Origin of the sequence: Flavivirga aquimarina (assembly GCF_030540835.1) — a bacterium.
GTDB lineage: Bacteria > Bacteroidota > Bacteroidia > Flavobacteriales > Flavobacteriaceae > Flavivirga > Flavivirga aquimarina.
The window spans coordinates 14,012-29,800 of sequence record NZ_JAUOEK010000172.1 but is presented as its reverse complement, the minus strand read 5'-3'; the positions used below and the strand labels follow the sequence as shown (position 1 = coordinate 29,800).

The window sequence follows — 15,789 nt, the reverse complement described above, 5'->3', positions numbered from 1 at the left end:
ATAAAGTGGAATTTCATTTCGGACAGTTTTAAATTACCTTTCCAAACCAAAACAAGAATGATAAAGAATGTTGTGGAACCCCATAGCTATAAAAAAAAAGATTGCCTTGATTTTAGACAACCTCTTTTAATAATTAATATGACCTGTACCTAAAAGACCATTAACATTAAGTCTTTTTTAATGTTTTTATTTTTTCGTTTTTTTCTTAATATGTGCTGCAAGAGTTTTTGCTAATTTCGCATAAGCCTCTGAAATTCGATATCCCGAATTATAATCATTACCAAAAGCACCATTACCTTCTGCTTTAGTGTACTTTACAGAAAAAAGAATATTGTTTGGGTTTCCTGTTTTATATACTGAAATGATAGCATCAACCTTTGAGTTTTGTCTCACAACACCAACATTATAACCCGCATACATAAACGTGGTTTTAATTTTCATTGTATATTCTGCACCTGCAAGATCCTTCCCTACTTTTATTTGCCCTTCATCAAATCTTTTATTGAAAGATTCAATAAATTTTGGCTCATAGCGGTTTTCTCTATCAGCAAACCAAGATTTTTTAAATTCTTCTCCCGATCCAGGATTTTTATCCTCACGTTTCTTCATTTTATCTTTAAGAAATTCCTCTTCAGAATCATACTTCGGGATTTCTAAATTAGCATAATCAAATTCTAAATTATAAGCTGTAATCCCTTTTAGGTTTTTAAAATCGCCCTCTAATACTTTTGCTTTTTGTGAAAACACAAAAGAAGCACAAAATAATACTAAAATAATTGTTAATTGTTTTTTCATGGTTAGTTATTATTGAATTATAGTTTTTACAAACATAATTAATTTAGTTAGAATTTTACATAAAAAATCTACAAATCAGATAGTTACATAGCTTCAATCCAAAAAAGTTTAAATAGGCTTAGTGCTTAATTAGTCTTCTTGTAATTGAATCTCCTGTTTCTTTGTTAATGATTTTAAAAATATATGTGGCACTTTCCAGTTTATCTAATTCTAAAACATGTATTGTTTCATGGGCGCTTGGATATTTTTTATCAATTATTAACCTGCCTCTTAAATCATATAGTGAAATGTTATAGTCTTTATGGTTTAAGCCCAATGGCAATTTTATGGTTATATTATTATTAAAAGGGTTTGGTGCTATAATTATATTTTCCAGACCATATTTTTCATTGCTTAATGGATTTTGAGCTTCACCATCACAGTCTTCATCAACGGTATTTCCTGTAATCTCGGTGGCTCCTGGATTGATCCCCGGATCGCTGTCATCACAATCTGTTACCGGCAATACTGTTGTAGTATAACCTATTCCCGGGCTAGTACATTGTACTTGGGTTGATACTGCATAATTATCTCCATCTGCATCTAAATACCAAATAGGATACGCATTTTGAATCTCAGTTGGTGTTAAAACATAATCATCGTATACTGCAAAAGCATCCATCTTTCCTGTAAAATAGGTATCGGAAGCGTTTTGAAAACTATCATTACCACTTAATTTACCACCAATTCCGCCATAACTATAATGGCTTATTAGTGATGCCGGAGTACTACTACTTGTAGCGACCTCAGCACCATCTATATATAATTTTTGAGTGGTACTCGTTTGATTATAAATAAATGCAATATGGTGCCAATCACCATCATTAGGAAATGAAGCACTAATTTGGTCTGCTACGCTAGAAGTTTCTCTTACTATAGCTTCCAAATTAGCATTGTTAAGCCTTATGGCAATACCTCTATTTTGACCGCCTTCATCAAATATATTCTGAATCCCCGTTAAAGAAGATGGCTTAATCCATACCATAATACTTCTCGAATTGGTTATTAAATTTAGAAAACTATCTGGTGATGTAGAATTTGTTGCATATTGAATAGCTTCTGTACCATCAAAAATTACTGATCGATCTCCTTCTTTAAAATCTACATCATCGTAAGTAATAGCTCCTGTAGGTGCTAAAGTAGGGTTATGATCATTTCCTGATGCATCATCAGCATCACTCGCAAAATCAAAATCCCAAAAAGCTTCGTATCCTGCTGTAGGTTGACATCCTGCTGTAGAATTGGCAACAACTAAGCATGAAGCTTCTTCTATTTGTGAAGCAGAGAGAGCCGCATTATAAACAGAAAACGCATCCATTTTACCTGTAAAATAACTATCAGCCGAAACAACAAAACTATCCCAACTACCTATCACGCCTCCTATACCTCCTCCTGTTGTATTGTGTGAGCCTATTGAAGCCGGTGCGGAACTACTTGTAGCTACCTCAACACCATCTATATATAATTTATGACTTGTATTGCCACCATCATATACTAAAGCCACATGATGCCAATCACCATCTGATGGAAAACTGGCACTTAATACATCAGAAACTGAAACAGTTTCTCTTATAATGGATTCTAAATTTGAACCATTAAGCCTCATGGCTATGCCTATGGTATTCCCTCCTTCATCAAATATTTCCTGAACGCCTGTTAAACTTGTTGGTTTAATCCATGCTGAAACTGTTCTTGCAGATGTTGTCTGCGACATAAATGTAGCACTGCTATAGTTAATATCTACTGTTCCATCGAATACTACAGATTGATCTCCTTCCTTAAAATCTACAGAATCATAAGTTAGTGTCCCATTCACAGGGTTAGGATCATGTCCATTACCTGATGCATCATTAGCATCACTTGCGGAATCGAAATCCCAATAAGCTTCATAACCACTTACTGCTTGGCAACCATCTGTTGAGTTTGGCCCTGCTCCACTTGTACTTATAATATATGGCAAGTCTACCGTCTCTCCATTACTTCTATAAGTTGGTAAAGGAGCCGATATATTTATTAAATGATTTTGCAAATCGGTACTCATATCATTACCTATAGTTAATATCGCTAAATCAGGACTACCTGCTAATAAATTAGTAGCTTCACTTATATCGTTTATTAAATCATATAGTTCGTAAGACGTTGTTTCATAATTATAGATCAACTTATAATCTCCTTTTCTAATAATTGAAACCGGTCTCGCATCTCGATTTGAATCTATAAGATATCCCGGGTAATGCCAATATAATGCATCTCTACTCAGAGCGGTTCCATTAGTTAACATTTGCCAATGACTTACACCATCAATATCATAGCCTCCTCCCGGTAAAGTGCCTCCAGCTACTTCAACACATGTTGGATAAATATCAAATCCAACTATAGGTGTTGTATTAACTGTTCCTTTATTTACCAACCAAGGAGCTTCAGACCATACTATACTAACAGATCTAATGCCTCCTTCGTACCACTCGCCTTTCATCCCTCTTAATGGTCCGGCATCATCACTGTGGACGGCGCCTCCATTATCTGATATAAAATACACTAAAGTATTTTCAGATAACATATTACCTGGGTTTCTCGGATCTGCTGTCGTTTTTAAATAATTTATTAATCTTCCTATTGTTTGATCCATTCCCTCAGCCAAAGCCGCTTGCCCCGGTTTTCTGTCATGTCCCATTGAACTGGGATCACTTATTGCTTTAGCTTCATATTTTGCTCTTAAATCTGGTCTTGCATCACTCGGGTTAAATGGCCCATGTATCGCAAAATTGCTAAAATGCATAAAAAATGGACTGTTTATGTTTGTATCTATAAAATCCATCGCAGCATCTGCTAAAGCATCAGTAACATGTTTTGCTGTCCCGGTTAAAGAGGTATCTCCCGCTAACATATTTGATTCTGCTGTTGTATAAGGTTCGGCATAAGCATCTAATTCGGGGCCTATATTACTTCCAAATGTATATGGTACTCCACTGTTTGAAGCAAAATAATCCCCCGGGTTTCCTTTTGTTCCTCCTCCATAGTTTACATCAAATCCTTGGTCGGTTGCAGCATTATCCGAAACATCTGTGGCTTCATTCTCTCCTACATGATACTTTCCTAAATGAACCGTTGCATAACCGGCAGTCTTCATAGTTTCTGCAAGTGTAATAGCTTCTTTAGGGAGTTCGTCTACACCGCTAGGTAATCCGTTATCTGGACCTACTAGTAAGGTTGAATTGCCACCTCTGTTTAGGTTATCTACAGCAAATATATTATTTGTTGCTCGTGAGGCATACTGCCCACTTAAAAGAGCTGCTCTGGTTGGTGCACAGTTAGAACCATTAACATAACCGTAAGGAAAACTTATACCTCCGCTTGCTAATGTCTCTAAATTAGGTGTTTCGAAAAAGTCACTTGGGTTGTTAAGGTTCGTTAATCCAGTACTAACTTGAGACCATCCCATGTCGTCGGCTATAATAACAATAACGTTTGGAGATTGCGTATACATTTTTGTAACCACTATTGTAAATAATAGCAATGTCCAGAGAGTATTGGTGTTCATAGATTTGGATTTTAGCAATTAAAGTCTTACAAAAATATATCATTTGAACGAAAAAACAATACATTTCATCGATTTTTTATTTAAATACATCTTTTTTAGGTAGGAAATAGATTAATAAAAAACAAAAAAAGAGAAGAATAAATCCTTCTCTTTTAAATATAATAACGTTATAATTTTTTAATCTATTTCTAATCTTTCACTACCCGTTTCTGAACGGTTTTCCCATCAATATTTATATTAATTAAATACTGCCCACTATCCAAATTCGAAGTTGGCATCTCAATCAATGTATCTCCAAAATAACTCCTTTCAATGATCATTTGACCAAGTATATTGAATATTTTTATATTAGATCGATTATATGTTTCCTGAATCTTAATAATTAATCGCTCTCTAAAAGGATTAGGATATAATATAGGAGCGGCGGTTTCTGTTGTATCAAAATCTTCCACCTTAGCAGCAATTTCTGTTTTTGGGTTTTTAGAAATCGATTTTGAAGATCCGCCTGAGCTGCTACATCCACTAATAACAATATCGTCAATATATACCCAGTCTGAATTTCCTGAAGCATCAGCTCTAAACCTCAACTGTGTATTAGTAGTAAAGGGACCGGAAATTATAACTTGATCTGTATAAAATTGATTGTTTACAAACTCATCATCTCTATTCCATTCTTCAACAGTTGTAAAGCTACCTCCACCATCAGTAGATATTTGCAACCAAAAATCTTCATTACTATTATCCATACTTCTACAATAATAACCAAAATCGATTGTAATTTCTTCGTAAGTTGTTAAATCTAAATTATCTGTAGTTCCAACCGATGTTGAAGTATTATCTCTAAGGCGCATACTGTAACTTCCGGTAGTGGCGTAAATCGCGTTTGAGTCTCTAAATGAATCTGAACCTCCATCATTCCAAATTCCCCAACCAGATTCAAAACCTTCAGTATTTATCACAGAATACGTACATGCTACTGGATTTACAGTTACAATAACATCATCATTAGAGCTACAACCATTTTGTGTAACAGTTACTGTATAAGTTGTCGTTGCTGTTGGGCTCACTACTATACTCGCAGTAGTTTCTCCTGTACTCCATAAATAAGTACCACCTCCTGTTGCCGTTAACGTGGTCGAATCACCTTGGTTTATTGTTACATCTGCTCCGGCATCTGCTGTAGGTACTGGATTGACTGTTACAATCACATCATCGTTATCAGAAGTAACTCCATCTGAAACTGTTACGGTGTACGTTGTAGTGGTAACAGGACTCACATTAATACTAGCTGTTGTGGCTCCTGTACTCCACAAATAGGTAGTTCCTCCACTTGCTGTTAAAGTAGTTGTATCTCCTTCGCAAATTGTTACATCTGGTCCCGCATTAGCTACTACTTGTTGACTTATGCATGCTGTTTCTTGAACCTGAGCTAATGTTAAAGCTGCATCATATACTGCGTAACCATCCATTTTACCTATAAAATAACTATCTAAAGCATTTCCAAAAGCATCTTTACCTCCAATAACACCTCCAATACCTCCTATTCCTGTATGTGAAGCAATTGAACTCAAAGCGCTATTATCTGATGCTACTTCAACACCATCTATATACAATTTAAGACTGGTAATGCCACCATCATAAACAAAAGCCACATGATGCCATGCACCGTCACTTGGAAAGGCTGCGGTTATTTGTGTAAAATTAGTTGTACCACTTCTAATAATAGCTTCCAAATTACTTCCGTTTAATCGTAAAGCTAGGCCTTGATTTCCTCCTCCTTCATCCATAACTTCCTGAAAACCGGACAATGCAGTTGGTTTAATCCAAACCGCATAACTTCTAGTTGTTAATGCAGCTGTTAAAAAAGCTCCTGAACTGTATTGTATATCTACTGTACCATCAAAAACTGCAGATTGATCGCCTTCCATGAAATCGACTAAATCATAAGTTAGTGTCCCATTCATAGGATTTGGATCATGTCCATTTCCAGAAGCATCATCGGCATTACTTACAATATCAAAATCCCAAAGTGCTTCAAAACCACTTGTTGGTTGACACCCTGCTGTTGAATTTGTTAATGCCACACATGCAGCATCGTTTATTTGAGTATCACTCAATACTGAATCGTACACTGCAAAAGCATCCATTTTTCCTGTAAAATAACTATCGGCTGCATTCGTAAAACTATCCCAACTGCCTATAACACCTCCAATACCGCCTCCGGTTGTGTTATGAGACGTAATAGAACTAGGTGCTGCATTACTGGATGCTACTTCTACGCCATCTATAAATAACTTGTGACTCGTATTAGTGCCATCATAAACAAGACCGATATGATGCCAATCTCCATCATTTGGAAATGCTGCTGTTATACTATCTGCAACGGTTAGTGAACTCCTGACTATGGACTCTAAATTTGAACCATTTAATCGAATCGCTATACCAACAGTGTTACCTCCTTCATCAAAAACTTCCTGAATACCATTTAAATTCGTTGGCTTTATCCAAGCAGAAACTGTTCTGGCAGATGTTGCAAGAGACATAAAAGTAGCAGAGCTATAATTAACATCTACAGTTCCGTCAAAAACAACGGATTGATCACCTTCTTTAAAGTCTACTGTATCATAAGTTAATGTTCCATTAATAGGGTTTGGATCATTTCCGTTACCGGAAGCATCATTAGCATCACTAGCGATATCAAAATCCCAATAAGCATTGTATCCGCTTATAGCTTGACAGCCATCTGTTGAATTAGGTGTCCCTCCGCTAGTACTTATTATATATGGCAATGCAACTGTTGTACCATCACTTCTATATGTAGGTAATGGTGCCGAAACAGCAATTAAATGATTTTGTAAATCGGTGCTCATATCATTAGCGATTACCAACGTAGCTTGGTCTGGACTACCAGACAATAGGTTTGTAGCTTCACTAATATCGTTTATAAGATCGTATAACTCATACGATACTGTTTCATAATTATAAATTAATTTATAATCGCCTTTTCTTATTATTGATACTGGTCTTTGGTCTCGGTTCGAATCTATAAGGTATCCGGGAAAGTGCCAGTAGATTGATTCTCGGGTCATGCTAGTTCCATTTGTTAACATTTGCCATTGACTGGCTCCATCAATCTCATAGCCACCTCCTGGAAGCGTACCTCCTCCCATCTCTACTAAAGTAGGGTATAAATCAAACGCTATTATTGGTGTTGTATTAATGGTTCCTTTATTTGCTAACCATGGTGCTTCAGACCATGCTATGGTTACCGATCTAATACCGCCTTCATAATATTCTCCTTTCATACCGCGTAATGGGCCAGCATCATCACTACTTATTGCCCCCCCGTTATCTGAAATAAAATATACTAAGGTGTTTTCTGATAACATGTTACCAGGATTTCTTGGATCTGCTGTTGTTTTTAAATAGTCTATTAACCTTCCTATAGTTTGGTCCATACCTTCTGCAATAGCAGCTTGTCCTTTACTATTGTGCCCCATTTGACTAGGCGTTTTAGTATCGTATTTAGCATATAAATCTGGTCTGGCGTTTGCCTGATTAAATGGTCCATGAATGGCATAATTACTAAAATGCATAAAAAATGGATTGCTCTTTTCTGCTTCCATAAAATCAATGGCTGCATCTGCCATAGCATCGGTTACGTGTTTAGGAGTTCCTTCTAGCGAGTTGTCTCCTGCAAGCATTAAAGATTCTGCTGCCGTGTAAGGACTTGCATAGACATCTAATTCAGATCCTATATTACTACTAAAGGTATAAGGCGCACTACTTGATGCAAAATAACTTCCTGGTGCTCCAGACGTACCACCTCCATAATTATAATCAAAACCTTGATCGGTAGGTGCATTATTAGACGTATTAGAAGCTTCATTTTCTCCTACATGAAACTTACCTAGATGTGCTGTTGTATAGCCTGCTGTTTTCATTGTTTCTGCTATGGTTATAGCGCTTGATGGTATTTCGTCTATATTGTTATTAGACGCTAAACCCATATCGGGTCCAATTAATGTAGAATTGGAACTCGTATTTCCTCTGTTTAAATCATAAACATTAAAAATGTTATTGGTGGGTCGTGAGGCATATTGCCCACTTAACAATGCTGCTCTGGTTGGCGCACAATTAGCACCATTAACATAGGCATAAGGAAAAGCAATACCTTGACTGGCTAAAGTCTCTAAGGTAGGGGTTTCATAAAAATCACTAGGATTATTAAGGTTGGTTAGTCCGGTACTAACTTGAGACCAGCCCATATCGTCTGCAATTATTACTACGATGTTTGGGGTTTGGGAATACGATAAACTGCTCACGGCTATGAGCATACAAAAAAAGATAATTTTGTCTTTCATTTTACAAGGGATTTATGGTTAGTAATCTATATATACAAAACATTTACACTTAAAGTTAATTGACACAACTTTAAGATAAAACTTAAATCCCTCGTCATAAATTTACACTTAATATTTGTTTCTTTTTCCTAAATAGAATAAAATATTTCCTACTGATTAACTAATAGTCTTATTATCAGAATATTAACAATGTTTTTAATTAATAATCACGCTTAAAAGTAAGTAAAATAATATGCATTTTGTCGTCTTTATTTGCGTTTTACGGATTTTTGTCATACGTTTGCTACAATACAATTAGTCCCCAACTAAAAATCTAACCACTTATGGAAAGAATTACTTTACTTTCAAAGCACGCCCTCTTGTGGATTTTAATATGTATTAGTCCAAGTGTTATCGCTCAAGATTTCAATGTGCAGCATATACAAGATGATATTGATGAAACTGGTGGTACTAATACTAGTTTTACAGCAGTTTCTTCTACCACTAGTGCATTTGCTTTACCAACAAATAACCGAAAAACTCACGCAGGAAGATCAAATTCTAACAATGGTGATTTAGAAGGTTATGATATGGCTGGTGCACGAGTATTAACAGGAATTAATACTCTTACTTATTATCGCGAAGGTAGTTCTCTAAACTCCGATATGCGTTTTAATACCTCTATATGGGAATATACTGGAGCTCCAGGTGGTGCAAACGAATTTATTGTTAGAGGTAGATATGCTGTTGATTTAAATGGAACAACTTCGGGTGTAGCCACTGACATTACAGCATCTGGAGTAGTTGATGCGAACAAATGTATTCCTTTTATTACGGGAATCATGAATGATAATTCGGCTGATGGATCTGACTCTGGATCTGCTATTGCATGGTTATCGAGTACTACTAATTTAGAAATAAGAAAAGGAAGTACTTCAAATAATGTTAGAGTATATATAACTATTGTAGAATTTACAGGATCCAATTGGACTGTTCATCATACCACTGCAGGAGGAAATATTAGTAATACTGGTTCCCTTACTCTTAAAGATGGCGCAGATGGAACAGGATCAACTACATCTGTTAGTAGCTGGAGCAATGCTATTATTTTTACACAATCTAAAGCGCAAACAGCAACATCTGGAAGCCCTAAAGAGTATGTTGATAGTCAATGGCCAATAATAGCTCCTGGTGCAGATACGCAAACAGTAGATTGGACATATGATTCTGGTAGAAGTACCGCTGCTAACAACAAAAGTAAACACTTTGTTCATGTATTAGAAAATTCAGAAATAACTGTGACCAGATTTACAGACACAAGTTCTGCCGATAATGAGTCTAACGTTGATATTACATCTGCTGGACTAACATCTTTAGATCAATCTATGATTATTGGTACTTCAATATCTTCTGGTAGCGATAATGAATATGGTAAAGGTTGGAGAAACTATTATTTAAATTCAATAACCCAAGCGGCACATTGGTGTCATAGAAGCAGTAGTACAATGTCTCACAATATACAAATAATTGATTTTTTCACCACACCAACCCAAACCGAAGGTCCAGGTGGTGTTACTTCAAATTTAGAGTTATGGCTTAAAGCCGATTCTGGTGTGGAAGAACTCGCTAGTGATAGTGCAGAACATGCAGATCCTGTATTAAATTGGTTGGACAATACTATAAATAACAACGATGCTACTCAAATTACAGGAACCAATAAACCGACCTATACAGATGGCGTTTTAAATTTTAATCCTGTAATTGATTTTGATGGAGATGATCTTTTACAAACCTCTGCAATATCCACTAATTCTGATATGACCGTATTTACTGTTGCTGAAGGACAAAGTGGTGTTCAAAAACAAATATTAAATTTAAACGGTGGTGATAATATTATTATAGAATATGAAGATGCTACCCCTACTTTTAGAGGAAGAATGTATGATGGTACGAATACTGGAGAAATATCAACGACAACCGTAGCAGACGGAATAACCTATATTACAAATTATGATGTATATTCAGGTAGTAATTCCGAACTCTTTATTAATGGTTCTTCAATTGGAACAGATGCCACAAATACATATGCACCAACAAGTCCAATTGCGAACATAGGTGGTCATCCATCAAATACAGCAAAAAGATGGGATGGTGGTATGGCTGAAGTTATTATATATGATGGTTCTATAACAAATGCCGAAAGAGACAAGATAGAGTCTTACTTAGCTATTAAATATGGAGTCACATTGGGCACAAATGGTACATCGCAAGATTATGTTGATTCTGATGGAAGAGTTATTTGGGATCAATCGGATAATGCAGGTTTCAATTATAACGTTACTGGTATAGGTCAAGATGATGTTACAGAATTAAACCAAAAACAATCGAAATCTATTAATACAACAGATGATATTACTATTGGGATTAAAGATATTGCTACTAACAACAGTACAAATACAAATTCTTTTTTCGCAGATAAAACCTTTTTGATGTGGGGTCATGATAATGGCGCCACAACTGCAACCACAGATATTACGAAAGATTTTGGAGCTGGAACTGCAGTAACCAGTAGTGTAAGTGTTACCCCTATTATCAGAAAATGGAAAATGGTCGTTACAGATTCTGTACCTACTATAAAACTTTCTATTCCAGAATCTATGGTATCTGCTACCAATGTTAGTGGTGAAGAGTATGTTATGATCGTTGCCGACGATGCTTCGTTTACAACCAACGTAACATCGGCTACTATGGAAGATGTAGGCACCGAATTAGAGGTCGACTTTTATTTTGAAGGGACAAAGTATGTTACTTTTGGTTCTACACCAGAAATTGCCATAGGGTCTCGTTCTGCACATTTTGATAATTACTTAACAACCGATTCGTATTTAGATGCAGGCGACGTAAATGATTTAGATAACACAGATTATACTATTAGCGCCTGGGTAAAACGTGATGTAGGAGAAAATAAATTTGATATCGTTTCTAAAAGAAATTATTTCCACGAAGGTGCAGGTTCTCCCCCTGAAACTTATACGCATGGTTATGCTTTTAGAATTAATACATCCAGTCAATTTAGAATGGTGTGGAGAGACCCTAATGACAGCTCTAACAATGTCATGCAAACTTCGGCGACAATTCCAGAAAATGAATGGCATCATATAGCCGCAACTTATGACTCTGGTACAAATATGACAAGTTTATATATTGATGGTTATTTAGAAGATAGTGATGATACATTAGATCCAATGGAAACACCATCAGACGCCCATTTCCTTATTGGTGCTGCACACCATATTAAAAGGCAACAAAAAATGAGAGGTAGTGTTGACGAAGTACGTGTTTGGAATGTAGCACTTTCTGCAGATCAGATTAGATATATTATGAATCAGGAAATTGAGAATAATTCCAGTTTTGCTGATGGCGTAGTTTTACCAACTTCAACTACGAAAAATGAAATAGAACCTATTCCCTGGAATAACTTAATTGCTTACTACCCTATGAGCACTTTAGTTTTTGGTAGCATTAAAGATGAATCTAATAGTGGTAATGATGCCTCCATGATTAATTACAATGATTTGGATAATCAAACAGCACCTTTACCTTATAAAACAACTGGGGATGGCGCTTGGGATAGCTCAACGACATGGGAAAATGGTGATGTACAATACTTACCGGGAGTTGATTCTTATTTAGATGCCTTAGAGACTATTGATTATAATATTGTTCAAATTGATCATAACATAACCATGGATAATTCTAATACTGCTCTTATTCCCGCTTCCAGAAATGGTAATAGAACCGTATTAGGTTTAATTGTGAATAGTGGTGGTGATTTACAAATTGACGGCGATACTGCTTCAAATACTGGTTTTGGGTTAACTGTTTCTCATTATCTTAAACTAGACGGAACTATAGATCTGGAAGGTGAATCTCAATTAATTCAAACGACAGATAGTGATTTTGACGCAACAAGTACTGGTACTTTAGAAAGAGATCAACAAGGAAATGCTAATACTTATTTATATAATTATTGGTCTTCACCTGTTGCCCCTACCAGTAATGCAAGTTACACTTTACCCAATATATTCAATGGCCTTGACTTCTTAACTTCTGGGTATGATGGTACGGCTTCACCTGTTGCTGTTGCAGATTATTGGATATGGAAATATTCAAATAGACCCACAGATGACTATTCTCAGTGGCAACATGTTAGAAGTACCGGATCACTTTTACCGGGTGAAGGATTTACCATGAAAGGCCCTGGCACACTTACTATAAATCAAAACTATGAATTACTGGGACAACCCAATAACGGAGATATCACCTTAACATTAAACGATGATAATGACTATTTGATTGGAAACCCTTACCCATCTGCTATAGATGCTAATGCCTTTATTCTAGATCATATTAGTGTTAACAACGGTGGTAATTATTCAAGCACAACAGAAAATATTATTAATGGCGCTTTATATTTTTGGGATCATTTTGCTAATAACACACATTATTTATCAGGATACGAAGGCGGATATGCTACCTACACATTAATGGGAGGCGCTGTTGCTATTTCGAATGATACAAGAATAAATACGTCTAATGCTGTAGGAACAAAACTCCCTGAAAGATATATTCCTGTGGGTCAAGGATTTTTTGTGTCTGCCGTACTGGATAGTGATTTAATTGGAGATCCTAACGATCCCGGAATAGCTTTACCTGTTAACGGGGGTACTATTACATTTAGAAATAGCCATCGAGTATTCCAAAAAGAAATAGTTTCTGGATCTAATACTGGGTCGCTGTTTTTAAAATCTAATACAAAAGGAAAATCGGCTACAACTCATAAAAAAGTAGACACTAGACAAAAAATCAAATTAATGTTTGACTCTCCTGGTGGTTATCATCGTCAATTACTCGTTGGTACCGATGAAAACGCATCTAAAGGGTTTGATGTAGGCTATGATGCACCACTTATTGAAGATAATGAAGAAGATATCTTCTGGACACACTTAGGTTGTGGATTTGTAATTCAAGCTGTCAATAACTTTGACAATGACCAAACCTTACCATTAGGGTTGAAAATAAATGAAGATGGGTTAGCAACAATAAAAATAGACACTTTAGAAAATATTGCCAGTAACAAAGAAATATATTTACACGATAAAGAATTAAATATTTACCATGATTTAAAAGCAAACAATTATGAAGTCTATTTAAATACTGATACAAATACAGATCGTTTTGAAATTACTTTCCAAAGTTCGCAATCATTATTGGAAGTTGATGATGTAGAAGAAACCAACTTACAGGTTTATTTTTCTAATGAAAAACAAAGTATCATTATTCATAATCCAGGTTTTAAAACTTTAAAATCAATACATGTTTATAATATTCTTGGTCAATCTGTGTTTAACTTTAATGAAAACACCAGTAAAAACTACCTTGAATATAATACAGAACATATAAAACCCGGAGCATATATTGTAAAAACAACAACTGAAAATGGAATACTTTCTAAAAAAGTAATAATAAAATAAATAAAGATTTTTTAACCGGATATCCTCAAGTTTGAGAGTCTTGAGTGATTTTTTTTAATTAATCACCGTATGTATTCATACATACACCTAATTGCTAACACTATTAGGCAGTCCCAAAATACTTCTTATAGTATTTTGGGACTATTTTTTTAAAGTTCTAACCATTATTAGTCATTTTAATTCGGGTATAATACTTTAACGTGATTTCGATTTAATATATATGAGTTTATATTAACCTCTCGACAAGCTACACTTGCTACTTTCACTACAAAATATATTTTGTAACTCAGTAATGCTCGAGGAGACAAGCATTAGCCTTTATACTTTTAAATAGGAACGTTAAATCGAAATCACGTTACTTTAAGATTATACTTAAAACGTAGAAAAAAAATTAAGTCTTCTCGGCTATAACCTGTTTCATTATAAACAAATTCATCAATATCATTGAAAAAGCATATACCATATCTTCAACAGGGATTGTAAAAAGGCGGATGTTCAAATTTTCTGAATTATTATACCATACAACTTCACTATCTATAAAACTACCTGTTAAAATACCATTCACAATAAAAAATGGTATTAGTATAATCAAAAATGTGATATAAAATTCGCTAAGCAGTTTTATGTTTTTAGTGCTTACTATACTAATTAATATTACGGCTAGTATAAAGTTTACTAGAGTATACCATTTATCGTAGTTTATAATAGACAATAAAGCCAAAATAAAAATCAAGGTATAACTTAATATTTTTGTCGTGGGTATTGCTAATGACATCTGTGGAAAATAATGCAATAAAGCATAATGAGTAAAAACACAGGCATAAGGAATACATATAAAAAACAACCATTCTTCCATTGGCAATTGTAATAGTGTTATGCCTAAAAAATAATCATCATTGAACTTCCAAATCCCTTGATTCGTAAAGATAACATCCCACGGAATAAAAATAACCATGGTTAATATAGTGCCAATAAAAAGAGGCTTCCAAAGTTTGTAAAATTTTAATTTGGGATGAAAACTGAATAGAAATGGTATAGCCAACGAGCCTATATTTAATAATAGATATAGGTACTTCATCCTATTGTTTTTTAAAATACTTAAAAGGTACGACTAACATGCCAAAACACTCGCCGTGTTTTTTCCCTATATGCTTATGATGCATTTTGTGAGCTCTCCTAACACCTTTAGCATACCAATTGTTAGCATTTTTAAATAGTTTGAATCGTTGGTGAATAAAGATATCATGTACTATAAAATAAGAAACTCCATAAGCAAAAATACCCAACCCGATAGGTAATCCAGCCCAGAAGCTAGTAAATTTCCAAAGTAAAAAAAAACCAATACTTACCACAGCATAAAAAACAAAAAATGCGTCATTACGCTCAAACCAACTATTGTGATCTTTTTTATGGTGGTCTTTATGCAAACTCCATAAAAAACCGTGCATAATATACTTATGTGTAAACCAAGCCATAAATTCCATAAAGGCATAGGTAAACAAAAAAATTAAAATCCAAAGTAATATTTGCATGACTT

6 protein-coding genes are annotated in these 15,789 nt (G+C 35.0%); 1 reads left to right on the top strand and 5 read right to left on the bottom strand.

Annotation, left to right across the window (positions count from 1 at the left end):
* Positions 1 to 186: 186 nt before the first annotated feature.
* The 3 genes from Q4Q35_RS18115 to Q4Q35_RS18105 form a co-directional block, all read right to left on the bottom strand.
* Complete coding sequence (locus tag Q4Q35_RS18115; RefSeq protein ID WP_303279432.1) at positions 187 to 795, bottom strand: hypothetical protein; 609 nt, start codon at positions 793 to 795, stop codon at positions 187 to 189.
* 118 nt (positions 796 to 913) lie between these two features.
* Positions 914 to 4,375, bottom strand: a complete 3,462-nt coding sequence (locus Q4Q35_RS18110) for a LamG-like jellyroll fold domain-containing protein (RefSeq protein ID WP_303279431.1) — start codon at positions 4,373 to 4,375, stop codon at positions 914 to 916.
* A 188-nt stretch (positions 4,376 to 4,563) separates the two neighbouring features.
* Positions 4,564 to 8,739 carry a LamG-like jellyroll fold domain-containing protein gene (locus Q4Q35_RS18105; RefSeq protein WP_303279430.1) on the bottom strand — a complete coding sequence of 1,392 codons (4,176 nt, stop codon included), beginning with the start codon at positions 8,737 to 8,739 and terminating at the stop codon, positions 4,564 to 4,566.
* A gap of 323 nt (positions 8,740 to 9,062) precedes the next feature.
* Here Q4Q35_RS18105 and Q4Q35_RS18100 point away from each other — a divergent pair, with 323 nt between their 5' ends.
* Positions 9,063 to 14,252, top strand: coding sequence for a DUF8202 domain-containing protein (locus Q4Q35_RS18100; protein WP_303279429.1), 5,190 nt, complete (start codon positions 9,063 to 9,065; stop codon positions 14,250 to 14,252).
* 391 nt (positions 14,253 to 14,643) lie between these two features.
* Here the strand turns inward: Q4Q35_RS18100 and Q4Q35_RS18095 are convergent, their stop codons facing one another.
* The gene (locus tag Q4Q35_RS18095; protein WP_303279428.1) at positions 14,644 to 15,330 is read right to left on the bottom strand and encodes a lycopene cyclase domain-containing protein; all 687 of its coding nucleotides are present in this window, start codon (positions 15,328 to 15,330) and stop codon (positions 14,644 to 14,646) included.
* A gap of 1 nt (position 15,331) precedes the next feature.
* Positions 15,332 to 15,784, bottom strand: a complete 453-nt coding sequence (locus Q4Q35_RS18090) for a sterol desaturase family protein (RefSeq protein ID WP_303279427.1) — start codon at positions 15,782 to 15,784, stop codon at positions 15,332 to 15,334.
* Positions 15,785 to 15,789 lie beyond the last annotated feature (5 nt).

Bases quoted from the DNA above. Each gene is read 5' to 3' on its own strand.
- Q4Q35_RS18115 (WP_303279432.1), bottom strand. From the start codon at position 795: ATGAAAAAACAATTAACAATTATTTTAGTATTATTTTGTGCTTCTTTT.
- Q4Q35_RS18090 (WP_303279427.1), bottom strand. From the start codon at position 15,784: ATGCAAATATTACTTTGGATTTTAATTTTTTTGTTTACCTATGCCTTT.
- Q4Q35_RS18100 (WP_303279429.1), top strand. From the start codon at position 9,063: ATGGAAAGAATTACTTTACTTTCAAAGCACGCCCTCTTGTGGATTTTA.
- Q4Q35_RS18095 (WP_303279428.1), bottom strand. From the start codon at position 15,330: ATGAAGTACCTATATCTATTATTAAATATAGGCTCGTTGGCTATACCA.
- Q4Q35_RS18105 (WP_303279430.1), bottom strand. From the start codon at position 8,739: ATGAAAGACAAAATTATCTTTTTTTGTATGCTCATAGCCGTGAGCAGT.
- Q4Q35_RS18110 (WP_303279431.1), bottom strand. From the start codon at position 4,375: ATGAACACCAATACTCTCTGGACATTGCTATTATTTACAATAGTGGTT.